At 49.8% G+C, this 24,953-nt stretch carries 19 protein-coding genes and 1 tRNA gene; 10 read left to right on the top strand and 10 right to left on the bottom strand.

Features of this window, described 5'->3' with window-relative positions:
- Positions 1-76: 76 nt before the first annotated feature.
- Both treR and A8F97_RS15120 read right to left on the bottom strand, forming a co-directional pair.
- Positions 77-1,018, bottom strand: coding sequence for a trehalose operon repressor TreR (treR, locus tag A8F97_RS15125; protein ID WP_012822514.1), 942 nt, complete (start codon positions 1,016-1,018; stop codon positions 77-79).
- Positions 1,019-1,225: 207 nt separating this feature from the next.
- Positions 1,226-2,614, bottom strand: a complete 1,389-nt coding sequence (locus A8F97_RS15120; protein ID WP_033070885.1) for a glycoside hydrolase family 1 protein — start codon at positions 2,612-2,614, stop codon at positions 1,226-1,228.
- 631 nt (positions 2,615-3,245) lie between these two features.
- Here A8F97_RS15120 and A8F97_RS15110 point away from each other — a divergent pair.
- Positions 3,246-7,469, top strand: coding sequence for a sulfite reductase subunit alpha (locus tag A8F97_RS15110; RefSeq protein WP_033070887.1), 4,224 nt, complete (start codon positions 3,246-3,248; stop codon positions 7,467-7,469).
- Between the two features lie 75 nt (positions 7,470-7,544).
- Here the strand turns inward: A8F97_RS15110 and A8F97_RS15105 are convergent, their stop codons facing one another.
- Positions 7,545-8,309, bottom strand: a complete 765-nt coding sequence (locus A8F97_RS15105) for a type 1 glutamine amidotransferase domain-containing protein (RefSeq protein ID WP_025919794.1) — start codon at positions 8,307-8,309, stop codon at positions 7,545-7,547.
- Between the two features lie 178 nt (positions 8,310-8,487).
- Between A8F97_RS15105 and A8F97_RS15100 the strand changes: the two genes are divergently transcribed.
- Positions 8,488-9,390, top strand: a complete 903-nt coding sequence (locus A8F97_RS15100; RefSeq protein WP_012822519.1) for a LysR family transcriptional regulator — start codon at positions 8,488-8,490, stop codon at positions 9,388-9,390.
- Between the two features lie 204 nt (positions 9,391-9,594).
- Here the strand turns inward: A8F97_RS15100 and A8F97_RS15095 are convergent, their stop codons facing one another.
- A complete protein-coding gene (locus A8F97_RS15095) occupies positions 9,595-10,329 on the bottom strand; it encodes a GntR family transcriptional regulator (RefSeq protein WP_012822520.1) in 735 nt (244 codons plus the stop codon).
- Positions 10,330-10,832: 503 nt separating this feature from the next.
- Between A8F97_RS15095 and tkt the strand changes: the two genes are divergently transcribed.
- The 5 genes from tkt to A8F97_RS15070 all read left to right on the top strand — a co-directional run bounded on the left by tkt (position 10,833) and on the right by A8F97_RS15070 (position 16,127).
- On the top strand, positions 10,833-12,830 hold the full coding sequence (gene tkt / locus A8F97_RS15090; protein WP_033070888.1) for a transketolase: 1,998 nt from the start codon (positions 10,833-10,835) through the stop codon (positions 12,828-12,830).
- A 42-nt stretch (positions 12,831-12,872) separates the two neighbouring features.
- Positions 12,873-13,334, top strand: coding sequence for a PTS sugar transporter subunit IIA (locus A8F97_RS15085; protein WP_012822522.1), 462 nt, complete (start codon positions 12,873-12,875; stop codon positions 13,332-13,334).
- Between the two features lie 36 nt (positions 13,335-13,370).
- Positions 13,371-13,643 carry a PTS sugar transporter subunit IIB gene (locus A8F97_RS15080; protein WP_012822523.1) on the top strand — a complete coding sequence of 91 codons (273 nt, stop codon included), beginning with the start codon at positions 13,371-13,373 and terminating at the stop codon, positions 13,641-13,643.
- Positions 13,644-13,682: 39 nt separating this feature from the next.
- Positions 13,683-15,056, top strand: coding sequence for a PTS ascorbate transporter subunit IIC (locus tag A8F97_RS15075; RefSeq protein WP_012822524.1), 1,374 nt, complete (start codon positions 13,683-13,685; stop codon positions 15,054-15,056).
- Between the two features lie 348 nt (positions 15,057-15,404).
- The gene (locus tag A8F97_RS15070) at positions 15,405-16,127 is read left to right on the top strand and encodes a GNAT family N-acetyltransferase (RefSeq protein ID WP_033070889.1); all 723 of its coding nucleotides are present in this window, start codon (positions 15,405-15,407) and stop codon (positions 16,125-16,127) included.
- A 361-nt stretch (positions 16,128-16,488) separates the two neighbouring features.
- Here the strand turns inward: A8F97_RS15070 and A8F97_RS15065 are convergent.
- A tRNA-Ile gene (locus A8F97_RS15065) sits at positions 16,489-16,564 on the bottom strand.
- A 140-nt stretch (positions 16,565-16,704) separates the two neighbouring features.
- On the opposite strand from A8F97_RS15065, the gene mug reads away from it, so the two are divergent.
- Positions 16,705-17,208, top strand: coding sequence for a G/U mismatch-specific DNA glycosylase (gene mug, locus A8F97_RS15060; protein ID WP_033070890.1), 504 nt, complete (start codon positions 16,705-16,707; stop codon positions 17,206-17,208).
- A gap of 97 nt (positions 17,209-17,305) precedes the next feature.
- Here the strand turns inward: mug and rpoD are convergent, their stop codons facing one another.
- The 3 genes from rpoD to rpsU form a co-directional block, all read right to left on the bottom strand.
- On the bottom strand, positions 17,306-19,141 hold the full coding sequence (gene rpoD, locus A8F97_RS15055) for an RNA polymerase sigma factor RpoD (RefSeq protein ID WP_005971474.1): 1,836 nt from the start codon (positions 19,139-19,141) through the stop codon (positions 17,306-17,308).
- Positions 19,142-19,295: 154 nt separating this feature from the next.
- Positions 19,296-21,050, bottom strand: a complete 1,755-nt coding sequence (gene dnaG / locus A8F97_RS15050; RefSeq protein ID WP_033070891.1) for a DNA primase — start codon at positions 21,048-21,050, stop codon at positions 19,296-19,298.
- A 153-nt stretch (positions 21,051-21,203) separates the two neighbouring features.
- Positions 21,204-21,419 carry a 30S ribosomal protein S21 gene (gene rpsU, locus A8F97_RS15045; protein WP_001144069.1) on the bottom strand — a complete coding sequence of 72 codons (216 nt, stop codon included), beginning with the start codon at positions 21,417-21,419 and terminating at the stop codon, positions 21,204-21,206.
- A gap of 227 nt (positions 21,420-21,646) precedes the next feature.
- Here rpsU and tsaD point away from each other — a divergent pair, with 227 nt between their 5' ends.
- On the top strand, positions 21,647-22,660 hold the full coding sequence (tsaD, locus tag A8F97_RS15040) for a tRNA (adenosine(37)-N6)-threonylcarbamoyltransferase complex transferase subunit TsaD (protein ID WP_033070892.1): 1,014 nt from the start codon (positions 21,647-21,649) through the stop codon (positions 22,658-22,660).
- Positions 22,661-22,729: 69 nt separating this feature from the next.
- On the opposite strand, the gene argR is transcribed toward tsaD, so the two are convergent.
- Positions 22,730-23,200, bottom strand: a complete 471-nt coding sequence (argR, locus tag A8F97_RS15035) for a transcriptional regulator ArgR (RefSeq protein ID WP_012773258.1) — start codon at positions 23,198-23,200, stop codon at positions 22,730-22,732.
- 470 nt (positions 23,201-23,670) lie between these two features.
- Here argR and mdh point away from each other — a divergent pair, with 470 nt between their 5' ends.
- Positions 23,671-24,606, top strand: a complete 936-nt coding sequence (mdh, locus tag A8F97_RS15030; RefSeq protein WP_012822528.1) for a malate dehydrogenase — start codon at positions 23,671-23,673, stop codon at positions 24,604-24,606.
- A 63-nt stretch (positions 24,607-24,669) separates the two neighbouring features.
- Here mdh and A8F97_RS15025 read toward each other — a convergent pair whose 3' ends face one another.
- Entirely contained in the window at positions 24,670-24,933 is a 264-nt protein-coding gene (locus A8F97_RS15025) for a helix-turn-helix domain-containing protein (protein ID WP_005971488.1), read from the bottom strand.
- Between the last annotated feature and the right edge of the window lie 20 nt (positions 24,934-24,953).

Genomic DNA, 24,953 nt, shown 5'->3' with positions numbered 1-24,953 from the left:
GCCTCAATGGGAACGTTCCCATAAATTGACAGATATCACATAAATTATATTTAACTAATAATTTATTTATTTTAAATCAAGAAGATAAAACAATGTGTGTTTTTGGTGAGAAATTATCGTTAATAATGTTAATCAACAGGTTGGCAGAGAGTTCGCCGCTTTCGCGGAACCCTAAACGGCAGGTTTTTGTTTCGGGAAATAAAAATTTCAGTAAATCATTTCGGCCAATGCAAGCTACAAAAACATCATTGATCATTTGGGTTTTTAAGTATTTTTGTACGCCAAAGGCTAATGAGTCTGTGGCGCATAAAATGGCTTGGGGACGCGAGGAAAGTACCTTTTGTGCGAGCAGGTAACCGCTTTGAAAATTGAGTTCCCCTAACTCGGCATTAATGGTTAATCGATGTTGCTGGCAATAATTTTCGTAGGCTTTAAAACGGAGTAACCCGGTTGTTTCATCTTGTAAATCAATACCGATGTAACCAATTTGATTGAATTTTTTTTCTTGATGCAAAAATTCCATGAGATGATTTACGGTACCTGTATCGTCATTACAAACACAGGTATAACCGTCAAATGAACGCGCGATGATGACGATACGCTGCTGCCAGGACGCTAACTGTTCACTGGCGATCCCTGTGAAGGCGAATAATATGACGCCATCAATCTTTCGCCGTTCCAACATAGTTAAATGTTCATCAACTTTTTTGGGGTCGAACTGGCTTTCCAGAATAATAGGGTCGATACCATTAGCATGCAAAAGGGGTAAAATGGCTCTTACTGTTTGGTTTTCTGCATAAGAATCAAGGCGGGTCACGATAATTCCAACGGTTCGGCTCGCTAATCCACGCATCGCTCTGGCTGATTTTGACGGTGTGAATTGATACTGCTCAATCACCGCGAGCACTTTTTGGCGTGTAACTTCATTAACATTCTGGTCGTTATTGAGTACACGGGAAACAGTCGATTTTCCCACCTTACAAAGGGCCGCTATGTCTTTTATCGTCAATTTATTCACGGTCGCTGTATTCCACTACCAGACGTCTCTTAAGATTTACGATGTTAATATAGTTGCCCATGCTTAACAATTACAGGCTCGCAGTCGGTATAACGCCAACGTTTTTGCTATGAACGCTAGCAAAGCCTACTACGCCATGAATGGATAATCCCTCCCCGAATAGGCCAGAAGGCAACTAATGTGTATGCCTTCTGGTTTTCTGCACGGTTACAACGATTCCCCGTTGCTATTAATCACGTCTTTATACCAGTAGAAACTGTCTTTGCGCCGACGTTCCAGCGTGCCTTTGCCTTCATCATCACGATCGACATGAATAAAGCCGTAGCGTTTTGACATCTGTGCTGTTCCTGCGCTGACCAGATCGATTGGCCCCCAACTGGTGTAGCCCAGCAATTCGACGCCATCATCGATAGCTTCACGTACCTGAATCAGATGACGACGCAGATAATCAATGCGGTAGCTGTCGTGAATGCTGCCGTCCTCTTCTACTACGTCACGTGCGCCTAGGCCGTTTTCCACGATGAACAGCGGTTTCTGATAGCGGTCATACAGCTCGTTCAGCAGGAAACGCAGGCCTTCGGGGTCGATCTGCCAGCCCCATTCAGATGCTTCAAGGTGCGGGTTGGGGATCAGGCGAATGATGTTGCCGCGTGAAGACTGGTATTTTTCCGGCTCGAAGGTTGCACAGCCGCTCATGTAATAGCTGAATGAAACAAAGTCTACGGTGTGGCTCAGATCGTCTTTGTCCTGCGCGGTAATAGTGAGTTCGACGTCATTTTCCCGGAAATAGCGCTGAATCCAGGCCGGATAGGTGCCGCGTACCTGCACATCACCGAAGAACAGCCATTCACGATTCTTGCTCTGCGCTTCCAACACATCTTTCGGATGGCAGGTCATGGGGTAGCGTACCGCACCCAGTAGCATGTTGCCGATTTTGGCATCCGGGATGATCTCGTGGCAGGCTTTTACCGCACGCGCACTGGCAACCAGTTGGTGGTGGATAGCCTGATAAATATCCTGTTTGGAGGGTTCGCCGCTTAGCCCGATGCCCGTAAAGGGTGAATGCAGCGCCATGTTGATTTCATTGAACGTCAGCCAGTGCTTCACCTTGTCTTGGTAGCGGCTGAAAACGGTACGCGCATATTTCTCAAAATGGTCGATGACGGCGCGATTGCCCCAGCCTCCCAATTTTTTTACCAGACCGTAAGGCATTTCATAATGCGACAGCGTAATCAGCGGCTGAATCTGATACTTCGCCATTTCATCAAACAGGCGATCGTAGAAGGCCAGACCGGCTTCACAAGGTTCCGCCTCATCGCCTTCGGGATAAATGCGCGTCCAGGCGATGGAGGTACGCAAGACCTTGAACCCCATTTCGGCGAATAGCTGGATATCCTGTGGGTACTGATGATAAAAGTCGATTGCTCGATCTTTGATACAGCTAATGCTCTCATCGCGTTCTGTCACCGGACCATGCACGCCTTTTAGCTGAAGATCGGAGGTTGATACACCTTTACTGTCTTCATTCCATGCGCCTTCAACCTGATTTGCTGCGACTGAACCACCCCATAAAAATCCTTCGGGGAATGCTTTCATGGTATTTCTCCTCATCGTTTTTTACATCATTACGCTGCGTCGGCTTGTGGCTCCGTGCGCTCGCGCAGGGAACCGCCGGATGACAGGCAAAAAAAAACTTGGGCAGAAGAGAGTATCACTACTCACCTCTGCCCAAGTCTCGCCCGCCAGTGGCGGTAACGTCTTAGCTGAACACTATACAACCCTGAATCTCTGCGGCAATGTCCCCGTTTGGTTATGTGACTCCGATCACGGCATCACGACTTAGTGGCGCGCTACACCAGCACAACGATAATCTCATCGATGTGCATAACCTAACGTAGTCGATGAACCAGAAATGCGCGACGGCTCTCTTATCCTGCACCACCGTGATGCAGTGATGCCGCCTGATATTTCATTATTTCCCTCTCTTTCTCGCTGTATCTGGCTTTGCATAACGCTGGCACACAACTTGCTTATCAAACCTGTAGCGATTCCGCAGGTTTGCCTCAACGCTGAGTAAAACCTCGGACGGGACAATGGCGTCCACACAATCATGCTTTCCGCATTATGGCGAGAGCGCGGTTCTGTGGACGTTTTTTTATGTCTGAATTCGCCCGGTGCAGCTCTCTTTCTCGGGGCTGTTGCAACATCAGCCCTACGGGAGTCAGCCATGAATGCCAAATCCTCAGCGTGTGTGAAGAGCGTTTGCCCTTACTGTGGGGTCGGCTGCGGCGTGGTCATGGAAGTAAAAGACAATCGCGTGATCAAGGTGTCAGGCGATAAGACGCATCCCACCAACTTTGGTCGACTATGTACCAAGGGCAATACGAGCGGTCAGGCACTTGCCGAATCAGGACGGCTGGAACATGCCTATTTGCGGGGGGATCGCCAGCACGAATCGGTCAGAGTGGATATGGAGAAAGCCATCAAAGAAACCGCGCGGCGGTTACGGGAGGTGATTGATACCCACGGCCCTGATGCCGTATCGCTGTACGTCTCTGGTCAGATGTCGCTGGAATCCCAATATCTGGCGAATAAGCTCGTCAAGGGCTTTATCGGTACGAATAACATAGAGTCAAACTCCCGCCTATGTATGGCCAGTGCGGGTAGCGGCTACAAGCTCTCTTTGGGATCGGATGGGCCGCCGGGATCGTACAAAGACTTTGACCATGCCGACGTCTTTTTCGTCATTGGCGCGAATATGGCTGACTGCCATCCCATTCTTTTCCTACGCATGATGGATCGCGTCAAGGCTGGGGCTAAACTCATCGTAGTTGATCCGCGCCGCAATGCCACGGCGGACAAAGCGAATCTGTTCCTGCCAATCAAACCGGGTACGGATCTGGCTTTGCTCAACGGCCTGCTTTATCTGCTGGTCCAGAATGGGCACACCGATCCTGCATTTATCGCTGAATTCACCGAAGGGTGGGAGGCGATGCCTGAATTCCTTGAAGACTATTCCCCGGAGAAAGTGGCGGAGATAACCGGGCTGCCAGAAGCCGATATCCGTAAAGCGGCAGAGTGGATCGGCACAGCACCGGAATGGATGAGCTGCTGGACGATGGGGCTTAACCAAAGTACTCACGGCACCTGGAATACCAATGCGATCTGTAACCTGCACTTAGCCACCGGGGCGATTTGCCGTACAGGAAGCGGCCCGTTTTCCCTGACGGGGCAGCCCAATGCGATGGGCGGGCGTGAAATGGGCTATATGGGGATGGGATTACCGGGGCAGCGCTCAGTGCTGGTGGAGAAAGATCGTGCGGCCATTGAAACGATCTGGGATGTGCCCGCAGGAACCTTACGCACCGATCTTGGCGGCGGCACCGTAGCCCTGTTTGAAGATATGATGGCGGGTAAGATCAAGGCGTGCTGGATCATCTGCACGAATCCGGTCGCCACCGTTCCCAACCGTAAAAACGTGATTGCAGGGCTGCAAGCCGCCGAGTTGGTTATCACACAAGATGCATTTCTCGATACCGAGACTAACCGTTATGCCGATATCCTATTGCCCGGCGCGCTGTGGGCTGAGGCAGAAGGCGTGATGATAAACTCCGAGCGGAATTTAACGCTGATGCAGAAGGCGGTTGATCCGCCCGGCGAGGCGATGGCGGATTGGCAAATCATTGCCAAAGTAGCCTGTGAGATGGGCTATGAGAAGGGGTTTAGCTACGGCTCGGCATCCGAGGTGTTTGAAGAGATCAAACAGTTCTGGAACCCAAAGACGGGCTACGACATTCGGGGAGCCAGCTATGCGCGCTTACGGCAGTCTCCCTTGCAGTGGCCCTGTCCCCCTGAGGATAACCAAGACCGCCACCCGATTCGCTACCTTAACGACGGCGTGAGCCAGACGCGTAAAGACTTGCCGGATGGCACGCGGCCGCGCCTTGTGTTTGCCACTGAAAGCGGTAAAGGGGTATTTCTTCCTCGACCACATATGCCACCCGCAGAAATGCCGGATAGTGATTTCCAGTTTGTGCTGAATACTGGCCGCTTGCAGCACCAGTGGCATACGATGACGAAAACCGGAAAAATTCCAACGCTCAATAAGCTCAACCCAGGGCCTTTTATCGAAGTGCATCCTGAAGATGCCATCGCGCTCGGTATTCAGGATAACGATCGTGTGGAAGTCCGATCGCGACGCGGGCGTGCGGTACTCCCTGCCGTGGTGACTAATCGGGTTCGTCCCGGCAACTGCTTTGCTCCTTTTCACTGGAATGATGTTTTTGGTGACGATCTGGCGATTAACGCGGTCACCAGCGATGCCATTGATCCTATTTCTCAGCAACCTGAATTCAAGTTCTCTGCCGTAGCGCTGGTGCGGATCGCTGAACCCGTATCACCTATGCCTTCGAGCCAAGAGAGCAAACCTGCCGCTGTGCCCATACCGGAACAGGTCGAGGTGGGTACGCCGAACAACGACATCAAGGAACTCGACATGAAACATATCGATGCGCTGGCTACGTTACTCGGCCTTGATGCTCCCCCAGCGATAACGCTGAGTGCGCATGAGCAGCACTATCTGCAAGGTTATATTGCGGCGCTGCGTACTGACGCATCACGGTTGGCTGGCGGTGTGCCCGTACTGCCCGCTACGGCACCGTTAGAGCCCACCAGACGCCTGATGCTTGATGGTATGCTGGCTGGGCTTTTTGCCCGCACCTGGTTGCCTGATAGCGGTGCCGCTTCTCTGCCAGCGCCTTCTTCCGCTGTCGTGACCGTACCATCACCGCCACCTATTTTGGTTTTATGGGCATCATCCACCGGCAATGCGGAAAGTTTCGCGGCACAGTGCGCCGAACGCCTGAAGACGGAAGGACATACTGTCACCCTGTCCGATATGGACAGCTTTAAAAGTGCCAGTTTGCCTGCGATGCCGCGTGTGATTTTCATCGCCAGCACGTTTGGTGACGGCGATCCGCCCGACAATGGCACGAATTTCTGGGCGTCATTACAGGCTGATTCAGCCCCTCGGCTGGCTGAAATGGAATTCGCTGTGCTGGCATTTGGTGATTCAAACTACGACCAGTTTTGTGGTTTTGGTCGTCGGCTCGATGCGCGGCTTGAGGCGCTGGGGGCCAAGCGTCTGTCAGCGAGAATTGACTGTGAACCTGATTATCAGGATGCGGCAAAAGTCTGGCTGGACAGCATGATCAACGCGCTTGCGGGCGCAAGTATGCCAATCGTAAATAGCGTGGCTATGACTGCAACGGCGACACTGGCCGACGAGGATGAAGCGTACACAGTGGCACCTGTCGTGGCATCGCCTCCTCTCTTCAGCAGAAATGCGCCTCTTCCCGCACGCCTTGTCATCAATCAACTGCTTAATGCGTCGGGAGCGGAAAAAGAGACCCGGCAATTCGCTTTTGATATTTCAGGTAGCGATATGTGCTACGAAGCGGGCGACGCACTTGGCATCTGGCCAACTAACAACCCTGAACGGGTGAACGAGATGCTCTCTGCCCTCAAGCTCTCGCCATCTACTGTGGTGTGCGTGAAGGATAAAGGTGACATGACGCTGATTGAGGCGTTATCTCAGCATTTCGAGATTGCCCGCATCACGCCGGATGTCTTGCAGTTTGTCAGTGCTCGCTCAGGGCATAAAGTGCTGGCTGAACTGTTGAAAGAGGAGCGCAAGGAGGAACTGAAAGAGTGGCTGTGGGGACGGCAGATTGTCGATGTGCTACAGGCATTTCCGGTTCAGGTTCAGGCCGAAGAGTGGTTGACCGTGCTTAAGCGCCTTCAGCCACGCTTGTATTCGATTTCGTCCAGTCCGAAGGTTACACCGCATCAGATCCACCTGACCGTCTCGACGGTACGCTATGGCATGGAGGGTAAATCACGTGGCGGCGTGTGCTCAACTTTTCTGTCTGACCGCGCAGCAGCGTCTGTAGCGGTGCCCATTTTCATTCAAAAATCAGCGCATTTTCGCACGCCGAAAAACACGGATACGCCAATTATCATGGTCGGCGCTGGCACCGGTATCGCGCCATTCAGGGCTTTTCTGCAAGAGCGACGGGCGACAGGGGCGCAAGGTAAAAATTGGCTATTCTTTGGTGAGCAACGCGCGGCGACCGATTTCTACTATCGTGAGGAGCTAGAGAAACTGCAACGTGACGGTTATTTGCATCGCTTTGATACGGCCTTTTCGCGTGACCAAAGCGAGAAAATTTATGTCCAGCACCGCATGTGTGAGCAGGGCGCTGAGCTATGGCGCTGGTTGGAGGAGGGGGCGTATTTCTATGTGTGTGGTGATGCCAGCCGTATGGCGAAAGATGTGGACTCGGCGCTCCGGCAGGTCGTACAGGTTCACGGAAATATGAGTAGTGAAGAAGCGGCTACTTATGTTGCCACAATGTCGCAGGGCAAACGCTACGTGCGAGATGTGTACTGATTGCCTGCGGTATAAAGCCCGTCTGGTTACGAGGCGTTAGGGGTTTCCCCCTAACGCCGTGGTTTCATGTTGTTACTAGGCTTTTGCTTGCAGAGCCTTGACGACGGCTTCTCCAAGCGCTTTAGCCGATGCAGGGTTTTGACCTGTGATTAACCGTCCGTCAACGACAACTTTATTTTCAAAGATCGGCGCTTCTTCGAAAATTGCGCCATCCTTTTTCAGCGCGGCTTCAAGTTCAAACGGCACAATTTTGTCGTAATTACGGGAAACCTCTTCTTCAGCGGTAAATCCGGTAAGGTGACGCCCTTTAATTAACAGCTCGCCGTTGCTGAGTTTCACATTCAGCAATCCCGCTGGGCCGTGGCAGACCGCACTGATAATCTTGTTGTTCTCATACATCGTACGTACGATGTTGATCAACTCTGGATTGTTGACGAAATCCCACATTGGCCCATGTCCACCGACGAGCAGGATCGCGGTGTACTTAGTAGGATCAACCTTTGCTAGCGGGATTGAATTAGCCAGTTTGTTACGGTGTTCTGGGTTAGTCCAGAAATCCAGATTCCCCTGATCTTTGAGATCAAACCCGTCGAAGGGGGGCAATCCTCCTTTGGGGCTGGCAATATCGTAATCCAGCCCCGCTTTATCAAAGACTTCAACCGGATGAGTGAGTTCTGGAAACCAGAAACCGCCCACAAGCTCTGGCGTTTTTTTATCCAGGCTGGAAACGACGACTAAGACTTTATCTTCTTTCTGGTGGGGCTGGGCAAAGGCGGAAGAGGCTGCGGCACACACAGCAATCGCGGCGATAAGGCCCGTACAACGCTTTATTATTGACATAGAAAATTCCTTCAGCAGGTGGTGTTTGCCGACTATATCCGGGATAACCGATTGAAAAAAGGCGGTAAAAACGGAATGCGTTGTTTAAAAAATCGATGTAATACTTTTGTATTAGCGTGATAAATTGTCATAAAGTGAGTTTGATAATCCCTGTATTGCATGACGATAAGGAACCCTGATGGGGCAATCCGATAGCTTTGATGGACTTGCAGAATTTCTGGCGATAGCGAAACGGCTGAGCATTCGTAAAGCGGCACTCGATCTCGGTAAGACGCCGGGATCCATGAGTTTGTCGCTCCAGAGATTGGAACATCGTCTCGGCGTGTTACTTTTCCACCGCACAACGCGCAAGATGGCATTGACGGAAGCTGGGGAAGCGTTGCTGCTGAAAATTGGCCCTGCGGCACAAGCGATTGCAACTGGTTTTGAAGATGTGGCGCAATCGGCAAAAAAGCCATCGGGGACGTTGAAGCTGATTGTCGAACGTTTAGCACTTCCTCATGTTATCGAACCGCTCATCCCTGCATTTCGTCAGGCGTGGCCGAATTTGAATGTCGATATCACGGTAAGTAACCGTCACGATAATTTCGTTTCTGAAGGCTATGATGCTGGCATCATGATCGGTTCCTACATCGAACAGGATATGATTGCGATACGACTTTCCCCACCATTTCAGTGGGCGGTATTTGGATCGCCGGACTATTTCAAAACGCATGGAAAGCCTAAAGTCACGAGCGATCTGGAGCATCACGAATGTATTCGCTTTCGTCGTCCTGAAAAGGGCGATATTTATCGCTGGGAGTTTATCGAAAACAAAGAAAGTGTGAGGCTTGAACCAACGGGCACGGTCACCGTTAACGATGGGGAACTGATGCGTAGCCTTGCGGTTAGGGGCGTTGGGCTTATTTACTCATCTACCTTCCATACCTCACGCGAGTTGGAAAATGGCACGCTGGAAGCGGCGTTACTCGATCTCTCGCCGGGAAACGACGGCCTCTTCTTGTATTTCTCAAGGGCCGCGAGGAACCAACCCAAATTGCGCGCGTTTATTGATGTGTGTTCACAGTTGATTAAAACGTGAAGATTTTTTTCTGAAAAACAGAACGCTGAGCCTGTCATTGATATTGTGTAATTGCCTGTTTTTAGTCTGCTGATTCCAACCGCGAAGACAGGCACATATGGATGAAAAGCAACGTCAGCCCCCGCGACTGAGTCGGCTAACCGCGTCCAAACCGGAGGTCAGCAGCCGCTGAGCGTGCGGTTGACGAAATCATGACAACAGTGGTTAAGGCCGCTCTGAGTTTTGTCGCAATGGGAAAAGCTGGGTATTGATAATTGCAATATTCACTTCACAAGGGGTTCCATCATCCAGAAAGACGGTTTCATTAATCTCCATAACGGCATCATTTTCCGATAAATTCAGTAAAGCCAAGGTGTCAGGATCGGTTAATTTTTTTGCCGTTAAGTTTTGATCCCTACGCTGGACTTTTTTACCGGTAATTTGCTCGATGTAGGCGTATTTTGATATTTCTAATTTGCTGAACTCCATACTGCTAAACATGCTTACCGGAAGATGTATGTGTTCCAGCGCCACAGGGATATTATCGAAGCACATCAGACGTAATATTTTATACACCTTGTCGCTATTCTTAATGCGCAACGCCTGTGCCATATCCGGTGACGGGACTTTTATTATGCTGGCAGATACAATTTTTCTGACCCCTTTGTGACCGTGTTTTTGGGCCTGATAATCAAAAGGGGAAAGTACGTGAAACCTCCCTGAGTGGTTGCTTATCCCGATTGAACCAACAAACAGCCCAGACCCTTTTACCCGGTAAATTCTCTGTTGCTCAATCAGGATACGTGTCGCTTCGCGAACGGTGGCACGGGTAATTCCTATGTTTTTGGCGATAGCGATTTCAGTATCAAGCTTATCCCCAGGCAAGAGGCTATCATCCTTGATTTTCTTAAGGATGTAATCGACCACCTCTTTCTGTTTTTCTGTAATGCCATCGGCCATCTACTTTATTCCTGATAAGGGTGAAGGACTGGCTCCCCTGAGCCCCGTCTGCACATGCCTGTCTTACTTTCTTCTCCAGACAATGCTTCTGTTACATAGAGATGTGATCAAGATAACGAATTTGCATTTAGAACTAACATGTCCAGATATATTTTAACTTTACATGTTGTATCTGTACACATCTAGGTTCATTATCAAGATGACTATACATCTAAAACATGTCTATACGTAATAAATTAAGCTGAAATTATTCAAACTATATCCATACAGATTCATTGATTTTTTAAGTGCAATTTACTGTTTTAATTGATTATGCCCCACCAGGGAATCAAACATAAAGAGATCGTTTTTACAGGCTAAATGATGACATGTGATGGAAGGGTGCAGTGAGTTTCAGGATGTTTTCCCAAAATCTGACTGTACATACAGAGTGTCTTGATACTATCGGTAAATTCAGGGCAGACCTTATCCCTGAAGAACACTGAGTTTAAGAGAGATGATTTATGAGCAATAGAGCGTTAGCAAATGCCATTAGGTTCCTGAGCATTGATGCTATTCAGAAAGCCAATTCAGGCCATCCCGGTGCTCCTATGGGAATGGCAGATATCGCCGAGGTGATCTGGCGTCGCCATCTTTGCCACAACCCGAAGAATCCTCAATGGTCTAACCGCGATCGTTATGTCCAGTCCAACGGGCATGGTTCTATGCTGCTCTACGCTCTCCTGCACCTGACTGGCTATGACGTATCAATGGATGATATCCGTGAGTTTCGTCAATTACATGCGCGCACCCCTGGGCATCCTGAATATGGGTATACACCCGGTGTTGAAACGACAACCGGCCCATTGGGACAAGGGATCGCCAATGCGGTTGGAATGGCGATTGCAGAAAAGGCGCTGGCGGCTGAGTTTAACAAACCCGGTTTTGATATTGTCGATCACCATACATGGCTGTTTATGGGCGATGGCTGTTTGATGGAGGGTATCTCTCACGAAGCTTGCAGTCTGGCCGGGACATTACAGCTAGGAAAACTTATTGCCGTCTGGGACGATAATGGTATTTCCATTGACGGCCATGTCGATGGATGGTTCTCGGAAGATACCGCAGCACGTTTTCGGGCTTATGGCTGGCATGTCATCGAAGGCATTGATGGGCATAACTCACAGTCGGTGGATGCTGCGGTACGGGAAGCCAAAACCGTGACCGACAAACCTAGCCTTTTATGCTGTAAAACAGTGATTGGTTTCGGTTCACCCAATAAAGCGAACAGCCATGACTGCCATGGTTCAGCCCTTGGTGTGGATGAAGTGGCTCTGGTGCGTAAAGAACTTAACTGGCCTTACAAACCTTTTGAAATCCCTGATGATATCTACAAAGCATGGGATGCAACCGAACAGGGGGCCAGCAATGAGAAAAAATGGAACCAGAGGTTTGCTGATTATCAGCAAGAATGGCCTGAGCTAGCCAGTGAGTTTAGCCGCCGCATGGAGGGGGAACTGCCTGCGTGCTGGGCTGAAGATATTAATCAATACATTGAGGCGTTACAGGCTAACCCTGCAAGCCTGGCAACCCGTCAGGTCAGCCAGAAATGCTTGAATCATTTTTCTGATCTGCTTCCTGAACTCATGGGGGGGTCAGCAGACCTTTCACCTTCTAACCTGACACGCCACGTAAAATCTGTCGATTTCACCGCTGACTACCCACAAGGGAATTATATTTCCTATGGTGTCCGTGAATTCGGCATGTCAGCCATTATGAATGGGCTGGCATTACATGGCGGTTTTATTCCGTATGGCGGCACATTCCTGATGTTTATGGAATATGCCCGCAATGCAGTGCGCATGGCCGCATTGATGAAGATCCGCTCTGTATTTGTGTACACACATGACACCATCGGGTTAGGAGAAGATGGTCCCACGCATCAACCGGTGGAACAATTAGCTTCTTTGCGATTGACGCCGAATATGGAAACCTGGCGTGGGTGCGATCAGGTGGAAGTTGCCGTTTCCTGGCAGCAGGCGATAGAACGCAAAGATGGGCCAACGGCCTTGATCCTCACGCGGCAACCTCTGGAACAACAACCGCGAACGCCTACCCAGCTTGCAAATATTGCTCGCGGAGGCTATGTGCTGATTGACTGTGACGGGCAACCTGAAATATTACTGATATCCTCCGGTTCAGAGGTCGAGTTGGTTGTCGCAGCGGCGGTAGCGCTGCAAGGGGAAGGCCATCAAGTCCGTGTGGTTTCAATGCCTTGTACGGAACGTTTTGATAAGCAGGATGAACATTATAAGGAATCAGTACTTCCGAATGGTGTTCGCAATCGTCTCGCTGTAGAAGCGAGTATTGAAGGATTTTGGCAGCGTTATACCGGTCTGGACGGGAAGGTTATCGGCATGACGTCATTCGGCGAATCGGCTCCGGCAGCCATACTTTTCAGGCACTTTGGGTTCACGAAAGAAAACGTACTTGATGTGGCTCGAAGTATGCTGAAGTCATGAGAATAAGATTGAATCGTTCGTTTTTAAATCAGGAAAAAGACTATGTCACATCTGGCGAATTGGTTAAATGACGAAAGAATTCAGTATGTTGAAAACGTTACTGATTGGAAGGAAGCCATCCGGATTGCAGGGCTTCCTCTGCTCAATGAGGGAGCAATATTGCAGGAATATATTGATACCATCATCCGGCAAAAAGAAGATATTGGGCCTTACTTTGTGATCGCCCCCCGGATTGCAATGCCTCACGCGCGTCCAGAGCAAGGGGCAAAAGCACTGGGATTATCTATCGTAAAACTGGGTAACGCAGTGAAGTTTGATGCTGATGAGAATGATCCGGTGGACGCTATTTTCATGTTCTCAGCACCAGACAGCAATAGCCATATTGAAATGATTTCTCAACTGGCTGAAGTGCTTTCTGATGAAAATATAATGGAAAGGTTCTTCAATGCGTGCAGTAAAGAAGAGCTTAATACGATTTTATTAGCCGATAATGCTGTCAGCTAATAATCCAATGTTGATTAACGGTTCATGAGGTGTGAGATGAAAATTATGGCGGTTTGTGGTTCAGGTCTGGGAAGCAGCTTCATGATGGAAATGAACATCAAGAAAGTGCTGAAAAATATCAATGTTGTTGCTGACGTTGACCATTCCGATCTCGGGTCTGTCACCCCCGATCTGGCGGATGTTTTTGTTATGGCTAAAGATATTGCCTACAGCGCCAACCTTCCTGCAGAGAAGATCATTATCATTAATAACATTATCGATCTGAAAGAAGTTGAACAAAAAATACGTGAGTATTTTGATAAAAACTAATTCGTACACATAGATAAACACCTTATCGTAGAGGTTAATATGTTTACCCAAAACCTTTTGCAGTTTGTCGTCGACGTGTTGAAAGTGCCATCTATTTTGGTCGGACTGGTGGCATTATTCGGGCTTGTTGCACAGAAAAAGCCTCTCCCTGATGTTATTAAGGGGACAGTGAAAACAATCCTGGGCTTTTTGGTGCTGGCTGGTGGGGCGACGGTACTGGTTGGCTCTCTGTCACCTTTGGGTGATATTTTCAAGCAAGCATTTGATGTTCAAGGGATCATCCCTAATAACGAAGCGATGGTTTCTATCGCCCTGGCTAAGTACGGTGCTCCGACCACGCTGATTATGGCGTTCGGCATGGTCGCTAACATCATTGTCGCCAGATTTACCCGCCTGAAATATATTTATCTTTCAGGGCACGTCACCTTCTATATGGCCTGCATGGTGGCGATTATTCTGTCGGTAGCCGGTTTTGAAGGTGCGCAGCTTATTTACACCGGGTCTCTGGCTTTGGGGATGTTGATGGCAGCCTTCCCTGCATTGGCACAGCCATATATGCGTAAAATCGTGGGCGGCGACCAGGTGGCTTTAGCGCACACAGGAACGATTGGCTATGTTTTATCCGGTTGGATAGGATCCGTGGTAGGTAAAGGATCCAAATCTACCGAAGAAATGAATATGCCCAAAAACCTGAGCTTTCTGCGTGACAGCACAATATCAATCTCTCTGACGATGATGATTATCTATTTAATCTTGTCGGTTTCTGCCGGGAAAGAGTATGTAGAAAGCCATTTCAGTCATGGTCAAAATTACCTGGTCTACTCGTTTATTCAAGCCATTACCTTTGCCGCAGGTGTATTTATTATTCTCCAGGGCGTTCGCTTAATATTGGCTGAAATTGTCCCTGCCTTTACGGGCTTTTCTGAAAAACTGGTGCCTAACGCAAAACCTGCGCTGGATTGCCCTATTGTTTTCCCTTATGCGCCAAATGCGGTTCTGGTTGGTTTTATTTCAAGTTTTATTGGTGGACTGGTTGGGTTGTTTATCCTCGGTCAACTTCATTGGGTATTGATTCTACCGGGTGTGGTTCCTCACTTTTTCTGTGGTGCTACGGCCGGTGTTTTTGGCAATGCCACCGGCGGTAGGCGTGGGGCCATCCTGGGAGCCTTTGCTCATGGTATCTTAATCACCTTCCTGCCTGTTGCTTTGCTGCCCGTACTCGGTGCGATTGGGTTAACAAATACCACCTTCTCTGATACTGACTTTGGCGTAGTGGGGATTGTTCTTGGAAATATGGCCCGCTTTATGGATAAAGGGACCATCACCATGGTTATTACCGGTATTTTTGCGCTGATGGTTATCTATAATTTTACGGCTAAGAAGAAAGTGGCTTCGGAAGAAACTCCGGATTAATCATTCTGTTAATTGCAACCAGAGGGGGGCTCTCCTCTGGATGCGCTAACAGCTTGCCAAGCCTGTTGAATAAAGCTAACTTCCAGTGTCAAACAGAGGCCGTTCACCCTATCCCCGACAGGGCGCGGCCTACCGTGGCAACGCAGAGGTTCAAAATCACAATTGGAAAACGTCTAACCACGCGATCCGTTAACGGATTTTCTCCGGGCTTTTACAAGGGACTGGCGCGTGAGCGCGTATTTCAGCGATATCAAAATTTTGGACCTGTGCTCGTCGCCTCACGGGTGAGCTTATTCAACCGCCTGGTGATAGGCGTTTGCCAATGAGCCAGCGTTATCAGGAGAAAAAATGAGTACCCGTGTCAATGAATACGAGCAGCCGATTGGCGAACCATTACCCCATTGGTCGGAGCGCCCGTTGCCAGGAGATGTAATCCTCCAAGGGGCATTCTGCCGTTTGGAACCCTTCAGTGCAGCGCAACATGCACACGAACTCTATATGGCTTACAGCAAGGCACCCGATGGACGTGACTGGACTTATCTTCCCGTCGGGCCTTTCGATGACGCGCGGGCGTACTTGTGCTACGCCGAAAGTGTAGAACGTACTACAGACCCGAAGCATTACGCTGTTATCGACATGGCCCTCGGGCATGCCGTGGGGACACTTGCGCTGATGCGTACTGATGCCCGCCATGGCGCCATCGAAGTAGGTTGGGTCATGTTTTCGCCGCTTCTCAAGCAGAAGCCCGCTTCGACGGAGGCGCAGTTCCTCCTGATGCAGTATGTCTTCGATAACTTGCAGTATCGACGCTACGAGTGGAAGTGCGACAGCCTCAACGAGCCATCACGCAAGACCGCACTGCGACTGGGTTTCACTTTCGAAGGTCTCTTCCGGCAGAGCATAATCTATAAGCAACGATCCCGTGATACTGCTTGGTTTTCGATCATTGACAAGGAGTGGCCGCACCTCAAACAAGCGTTCTTAGCCTGGCTGGCCCCGGAGAATTTCGATAGTGAGGGCAGTCAACTCAAGTCGCTGGCTGAAATCAGAGATGGGTCTGCAAAGGGCTAGGCCGCATGTTGGCGTTGCATGATCAATCCTGCTGCCTTGTCAGTATGCGTATTTGTTGGTGCGAAGCTCTTCGTTTTGGATGGGAGAGGGAAAGAACGGACTATGATTAGAAAATAGGCCTTACCATCCCTTTGCAATCATTACTGCTACAGTGTGTCCGGTTTGCTTTCTTAAGACGCTTGCGCGGCACTCTGCCCACAACACCGTATCTTCTGCGTGTGGCACGAGAATTCTTTCCATACCCAAGGTTGGGCAGTGAAGCTATGGAATGCGGATAACACAGCCAATAACCACTATGATTACCCTGCAAAATATCTCCAAAAAACAAAGGAGTTACGCTATTAACGTAACTCCTTGAATTTGGTGGCCCCTGCTGGACTTGAACCAGCGACCAAGCGATTATGAGTCGCCTGCTCTAACCACTGAGCTAAGGGGCCGAATGGGCGGTGATTATACGGTAATGTGTGGGGGAAGGTCTATAGCCGATCTATCGGGTGGTGATTTTATACTCAAGATAGCTTGTTGTTATTCTTATCAGAATTTACGATAGGTGCAGTCAACGGCAGTAGGGAAAGACATGATTACCGATATTCTGGCAATGAATCTTCAGGTTGTTTTTTGTGGTATTAACCCTGGGCTGTCGACGGCCCATCACGGTTATCATTTCGCGAATCCCAGTAATCGCTTCTGGAAAGTGATTCATCAGGCGGGTTTCACCGAACGTTTGCTGACACCTGCGGAAGAACAGCATCTGCTGGACACGGGATGCGGCATCACCATGCTAGTGGAGCGTCCAACGGTTGAAGCAACGGAGCTGGGGAGAGATGAGCTGCTGCAAGGTGGAAATACGATTGTTGAGAAGATGACGCGCTATCAGCCGCGTGTCTTGGCCGTGCTGGGGAAGCAGGCGTTCAGTCAGGCGTTTGGTATCAAAAAGGTTTCATGGGGGCGTCAGGCGCTACGTGTTGGCGAGACACAGGTTTGGGTTCTGCCGAACCCTAGCGGGCTTAATCGCGCGACGTTAGAGGCGTTGGTGGCGTCATATCAGGAACTGCATCAGGCATTGCAGGATAGAGCGTAAATCTAGGCTGAGTATCTGACAGGTAAAAAATGACCCCGGCGAACCGGGGTTATGTAGAGAGAAAGCTATCTAACGTGTGGATTAGCTGAGAGATAAATTAATCATCCAGGAAGCTACGCAGCACTTCAGAACGGCTTGGGTGGCGCAGTTTACGCAGCGCTTTTGCTTCGATCTGACGAATACGTTCACGCGTAACGTCAAACTGTTTGCCGACTTCTTCCAGCGTATGGTCGGTGTTCATATCGATACCGAAACGCATACGCAGGACTTTCGCTTCACGCGCAGTCAGGCCAGCCAGTACGTCGTGTGTCGCCGAACGCAGGCTTTCCGACGTGGCGGAATCCAGCGGCAGCTCCAGCGTCGTATCTTCGATGAAATCGCCCAAGTGTGAATCTTCATCATCACCAATTGGGGTTTCCATTGAAATCGGCTCTTTCGCGATCTTCAGCACTTTGCGGATCTTGTCTTCCGGCATCAGCATGCGTTCGGCCAGCTCTTCCGGCGTCGGTTCACGACCCATTTCCTGTAACATCTGACGAGAGATACGATTCAGCTTGTTGATCGTCTCAATCATGTGTACCGGAATACGGATGGTACGCGCCTGATCGGCGATAGAACGGGTAATTGCCTGACGAATCCACCAGGTCGCATAGGTCGAGAATTTGTAACCACGGCGATATTCGAACTTATCTACCGCTTTCATCAGACCGATGTTACCTTCCTGAATCAGGTCGAGGAACTGCAAACCACGGTTGGTGTATTTCTTCGCGATAGAAATAACCAGACGCAGGTTGGCTTCCACCATTTCTTTCTTGGCGCGACGTGCTTTTGCCTCACCAATCGACATACGGCGGTTGATGTCTTTAACCTGCTCGATCGTCAGACCGGTTTCTTCTTCGATCTGCTGCAGTTTCTGTAGGCTGCGGGTGACGTCTTCTTCAACATCATTCAGCTTTTCAGACCAGGGTTTGCCCATTGCTACTGCTGCGGCAAACCAACTGTTGTTGGTTTCATTGCCAGTGAACATGGTGACGAAGTTTTTCTTCGGCATTTTGCATTGTTCAACGCACAACTTGATGATCAAACGCTCTTGAGTACGAACGCGATCCATCATAGAGCGCATGCTGTTAACCAGGAAATCGAACTGTTTCGGTACCAGACGGAACTGTTTGAACACTTCAGACAGGTTCAGAATTTCCTGTGCGGCCAGCGCATGACTGCGACCGTGGGCTTTGATCACCTGACGGGTTGTTTCATATTGCTCACGTAGTTCAGTGAACTTCTCACGCGCCAGTTCAGGATCGATACTGTTGTCGTCTTCTTCCTCGTCTTCGTCTTCTTCCTCGTCATCATCGCTTATTTCTTCGCTCGAAAGCTCGGAACCAACGTGGGTCGCGGTAGGGGCAATGTCTTCTTCCGCATTAGGATCGACGAAACCGATGATCAGATCGGACAGGCGACTTTCACCCGCTTCGACGCGATCGTATTGTTCCAGCAGGTAGGTAATGGCCTCAGGATACTCGGCGACAGAGCACTGAACCTGGTTGATACCGTCTTCAATACGCTTGGCGATATCGATCTCGCCTTCACGCGTCAACAGCTCAACGGTACCCATTTCACGCATGTACATGCGAACCGGATCGGTAGTACGACCAATTTCCGATTCAACACTGGATAGAACCTGCGCAGCAGCCTCTGCCGCATCTTCATCGGCATCATTGGTGTTTTCGGCCAGCAGCAGATCGTCTGCATCAGGCGCTTCTTCCATCACCTGGATGCCCATGTCGTTAATCATCTGGATGATATCTTCGATCTGATCCGAGTCGATGATATCTTCCGGCAGATGGTCATTGACCTCAGCATAGGTCAGGTAGCCTTGCTCCTTACCACGGGTGACAAGCAGTTTAAGCTGTGACTGCGGGTTTTGCTCCATAAGACGGTATCCACACTTCAGAGTATTTGGGTTGGTGTCGGTCAGCGTAGTTCGCTAACAATAGCATTAGGGGTATTTTTATTATCGCCGCAGCCCCTGTAGCGGCTCTTTGCAGGGCTCGACCCTGCTATTTATCGGCAATTAAGCCTCTGTATCAGTGTTTTCTGGTCAACGCCAGTTGCAACGACCAAAGCTCTTTTTTTTCTTTGGCGTTGAGCCCATGTGTTCTGTCACGGGCTATCAATGTTTCTTGTCGCTGTTTCAACAGTTGATCGTAGAGCTCTGCCAGACTGATTCTGAACTTCTCGTCGAGCTCTTCCTCTACGATCATATGGTTCCACGAAGCCATGGTTTCAAGCTGCTTCCGGTATTTGCTGTCGCGATATTTTTCCAACAGCAGACCCATATTCATCCCTGGGCTGGCGTTGCAGGTTTTCACCAAGTCTTGAAACAGCGATAAGCCTGCCACTTTGTCTTCTTCAATACCTTCCAGTGCGAGGTCAGGAACCTCTGCCGCCAGTCTCGGGTTTTGTACTAAAAGTCCTACAAGTATACGCATAGTTGTGACTTTTAGTTGCGGCGGCTGGTAGGATTGAGCCTGCTCAGCCACTTTGGGCAGCAGTCTGTCCAACTGGTTGTCGTCTAAAATACCTAGTTTGTTGCCGAGCTGCTGGCGTAAATACAGCCGCAACGTCTCTCCCGGCACTTGGCCTATCAGCGGCAGTACCAGCGTGCTGAGCTTGGTTCGGCCGTCGGGCGAACTCATATCCACCTGCTGCTGCAACGTCTCAAACAGAAACTGCGACAACGGCAGAGCGTGTTCCATGCGCTGCTCAAATACGGCTTTGCCCTCTTTGCGCACCAGCGTGTCGGGGTCTTCACCGTCCGGCAGAAACATAAAGCGTAGCTGACGACCATCGTTCAAATAGGGTAGCGCAGTTTCCAGCGCACGCCATGCCGCTTCGCGTCCGGCACGGTCTCCGTCGTAACAACACACCACCAGGTCTGTGGCGCGAAATAGTAACTGAATGTGATCGGCGGTCGTGGAAGTCCCCAACGAGGCCACTGCATAATCAATACCAAACTGCGCCAGCGCCACCACATCCATGTAACCCTCAACAACCAAGAGTCGTTTGAGCTCAGTGTGGTTTTGCTGCGCTTCATACAGGCCGTACAGTTGGCGACCTTTATGAAAAATCTCTGTTTCCGGCGAGTTAAGATACTTTGGTGTACCATCGCCTAATACGCGTCCGCCAAAGGCAATCACCCGACCCCGTTTGTCGCGGATAGGAAACATCACACGCTCACGGAAGCGATCATACGTTCGGCCTTGATCGTTAGTCACCAGCATGCCGGCATCGTTCAATGTGCTGCGATCGTCATTATTGCGACCAAAGCGTTTTAAAACGTTATCCCAGCCGGGCGGGGCGAAGCCAATCGCAAAATGGCTGATGACGTCTGCGCTTAAACCGCGCTGTTGCAGATACTGTAACGCTGGCGTACCCACCGACTGAGTGAGCGCTTGCTGATAAAACCCGCTGAGCTGACCCATCAATTCGTACAGGCTTTGCCGCTGGTGGCGCTCTAACTGGGTTGGGCCTGTGCCAGTTTCATAAGGCACTTCGAGGCCATATTGCGTGGCAAGTTCTTCAATGGTTTCAACGAATTCGAGACGATCGTAATTCATCAAAAAGTCAATGGCATTGCCGTGTGCGCCACAGCCAAAACAGTGATAGAACTGTTTGTCACCGTTTACGGTGAATGAGGGGGTTTTTTCGTGATGGAACGGACAGCACGCATGGTAGTTTTTGCCCTGCTTTTTCAGTTTGACGCGCGCGTCAATGAGATCGACGATGTCGGTGCGAGCCAGCAGGTCATTAATAAATACGCGTGGGATTCGTCCAGCCATAAGCCCCTGGTGTATACCTTCTGCAACGTGGTTACATCGGATATAGCTTATAAACGACAACAAGCCGCGCTCCCTTTCGGAAAGCACGGCCTTCGTATGCAACTGCTAAGTCTGCGGATTAATCACGCGTAGGAGGGAGAACCCTCCTGAAAATTAATACAGACGAGTGCGGCGTGCGTTTTCTCGAGCCAATTTCTTCGCGTGACGTTTCACTGCAGAAGCTTTAGCGCGCTTGCGTTCGGTCGTTGGTTTTTCATAAAACTCACGACGACGAACTTCAGCCAGAACGCCTGCTTTTTCACAGGAACGTTTGAAGCGACGCAGAGCTACGTCGAACGGCTCGTTTTCACGTACTTTAATTACCGGCATGTGCCTCTCACCTCAATAAATTCGGTTTGCCGCTGGCCTTGTGCCAGCCTTTTCAAAATGGTGCGGAATTCTACTGCAAACGTGACGCCTTTGTAAAGCATTGCGGTGATCATAAAACGCGCAACCGAGGCCAGCACAGAAATCAGGCCGCTTATGGTAGACTATCTACAGTTTGAAGCAAGCGGCATTTACCGCGTGCTTGTATCGTCATCAAGGTAGGAACAGTAATGCGCGTATTGGGTATCGAAACATCCTGTGATGAAACTGGCGTGGCCATTTATGACACGGTAACCGGTTTGCTCGCTAATCAATTATACAGCCAGGTCAAATTGCATGCTGACTACGGTGGCGTAGTGCCTGAGCTTGCCTCACGTGACCACGTGCGTAAAACGGTTCCGTTGATTCAGGCAGCGCTGGGTGAAGCTGGATTACAGGCCGGTGACATTGATGGTGTGGCTTATACCGCGGGGCCAGGCTTAGTTGGCGCATTATTGGTTGGTGCGACGGTTGGTCGTGCTCTGGCGTTTGCCTGGGGTGTGCCAGCGATTCCTGTGCACCACATGGAAGGGCATTTGCTGGCACCCATGCTGGAAGATAACCCACCTGCGTTTCCCTTCGTTGCGCTGCTGGTTTCTGGTGGCCACACGCAGCTCATCAGCGTGACGGGCATTGGTGAATACCGTTTGCTGGGTGAGTCGGTTGACGATGCGGCGGGTGAAGCGTTTGATAAGACCGCCAAGTTACTGGGATTGGATTATCCAGGTGGCCCGATGCTGTCGAAAATGGCGCAGGCGGGCGATCCCCATCGCTTTACGTTTCCACGCCCAATGACCGATCGGCCGGGGTTAGATTTCAGCTTCTCTGGACTAAAAACGTTTGCTGCTAATACGATCCGTAGCAATGGTGATGACGAGCAAACGCGTGCCGATATTGCACGTGCATTTGAAGATGCTGTTGTGGATACGCTGGCTATCAAGTGTCGTCGTGCGCTGGATGAAACAGGTTTTAAACGACTGGTTATGGCTGGGGGCGTGAGCGCCAACCGGACGTTGCGCCAGCGTTTAGGTGAGGTGATGGCAAAACGCGGTGGTGAAGTATTTTATGCGCGCCCCGAATTCTGCACGGATAACGGCGCGATGATTGCCTACGCGGGCAGCGTTCGCCTGGTTCATGGTGCGAGCCAGACGCTTGGTGTATCTGTTCGACCACGCTGGCCATTGGCTGAATTGCCCGCAGTGTAAGCATTCGAGTGATAATCGCTACGTGTAGCAGATTCTACACGTAGCAAAAAGCGGCAGCGGACGAGCTAATTACAACTCTTGTTCGAATAACACCAAAATTGCTTCGTAAAGCTGTTTGACGCTGAAGCCTCTTGCTGGCGTGGTGAAGATGGTGTCATCACCCGCAATGGTGCCCAGAATGCCTTCAGATTTTCCTAGTGAGTCTAACAGGCGGGCTATGAGTTGCGCGGCACCTGGGCTTGTGTGGATCACGATGACCGCGTCATTGTAGTCTACGTCTAACACCAGATTCTTTAGCGGGCTGGATGTGGTAGGGACACCGAGTTCGGCAGGGAGACAATACACCATCTCCATTTTGGCATTGCGTGTGCGCACTGCACCAAATTTCGTTAGCATGCGTGACACTTTGGATTGGTTGATGTTTTCAAATCCTTCGTCTTGCAATGCTTGAACAATTTCACTTTGGGAACTGAACTTCTCTTCCTTTAATAGCGCCTTGAACGCTTTAACGAGGTCTTCTTGTTTTGTCGAATTTCGCATTCTGCACCGGATTAATTGTTAGGGTTAATCTTTCTATTATGCAGTTGTGTGAATTTTTATGCAATTAAATTGCGTATAATTCCAGTCTATTTCCCCATATATGCGCTAGTCGCTGTTTTCAAAAAAATTCAGTCTCTTGGGTAGTCCAAAAAATGCGTCCTGCGTCACATAAAAGTAAATCAAATGTTATCAGAATGATGTTGTTTGGACGTCATTGATCGGTGTAATGTAGCGCACTGGTTAAACACACGTGAATTAACACCACGTTATAGCTCAATAGCTTATTAACTTTACTTACCTTTCGAACGAATGGCTGTTTTTGATTTATTATTAGAGACATAGCGTATTTTTATCTCTCATGTTATTTGCAGAAAGATAAGTAAACTGATTTTACCTTTGTTTTTTATATTTTGTTTATAACCAAATGAATTCACGGCACTTTTTTATTTTACGATAATAAGGAGTTTAGGATGAAAGTTGCAGTTCTCGGAGCAGCAGGTGGTATCGGTCAGGCACTCGCACTCCTCCTCAAAACCCAGCTTCCTTCAGGTTCAGAACTATCCCTTTACGATATTGCTCCGGTAACACCGGGTGTTGCTGTCGATCTGAGCCATATTCCTACAGCAGTGAAGATCAAAGGCTATAGCGGTGAAGACGCTAAACCAGCGCTTGCTGGTGCGGATATTGTGCTGATTTCCGCTGGCGTGGCACGTAAACCTGGTATGGATCGTTCCGATCTGTTCAATGTCAACGCAGGTATTGTGCGCAACCTGGTTGAGCAAATTGCGGTTACCTGCCCGAAAGCCTGCATCGGGATCATTACTAACCCCGTGAACACGACCGTCGCTATTGCAGCCGAAGTGCTGAAAAAAGCCGGCGTGTATGACAAAAACAAACTGTTCGGCGTAACCACGCTGGATATCATCCGCTCCAACACGTTTGTTGCTGAGTTGAAAGGCAAACAGCCGCAGGATATTAACGTACCGGTTATCGGTGGGCACTCTGGTGTGACGATTCTGCCTCTGCTGTCTCAGGTTCCTGGTATCAGCTTCAGCGAACAGGAAGTGGCCGATCTGACCAAACGTATTCAGAATGCAGGCACCGAGGTTGTTGAAGCCAAAGCGGGTGGCGGATCGGCTACGCTGTCTATGGGGCAGGCTGCTGCGCGTTTTGGTTTGTCTCTGGTCCGCGCGCTGCAAGGCGAAAGTGGTGTGGTGGAATGTGCTTACGTTGAAAGCGATGGCAAACATGCACGCTTCTTCGCTCAGCCGATTCTGTTAGGTAAAGATGGCGTCGCTGAACGTAAAGACATTGGCGCATTAAGTGCGTTTGAGCAAAATGCACTAAACAGTATGTTGGACACGCTGAAGCAGGATATTGAGTTAGGCGAGACCTTCATCAAATAATTACGATTGTTAATAATACGCAGAATAAAAAGCCGGAGATGTCGATCTCCGGCTTTTCTTATTTTAATCGGGGCGGATGAGTTTTTTTCTGTCGATAAGCTCATTGGTTTCTGGATTGTAATATCGACTAGGCCAAATCTCTGATGGGTGAATACTCAGCGCATCGGCGATAAGCCATTCCCCTTTGGGCCAAGGGCGTGAGAGCGCGTTAGCTAACGTAGATGAGCTTAATCCGGCTGCTCGCGATACTGCCGCCAGCGTTGTATTTTTCTTGCGCAGTGCAGCAATGATATCAGCGGGATGCCAGTCTTGTTTCCTTAAAATCATAATCCTTCCCTTATTTGCTA

Source organism: Pectobacterium parmentieri, assembly GCF_001742145.1.
Classification (GTDB): domain Bacteria; phylum Pseudomonadota; class Gammaproteobacteria; order Enterobacterales; family Enterobacteriaceae; genus Pectobacterium; species Pectobacterium parmentieri.
This window is presented reverse-complemented; position numbering and strand designations above follow the sequence as displayed.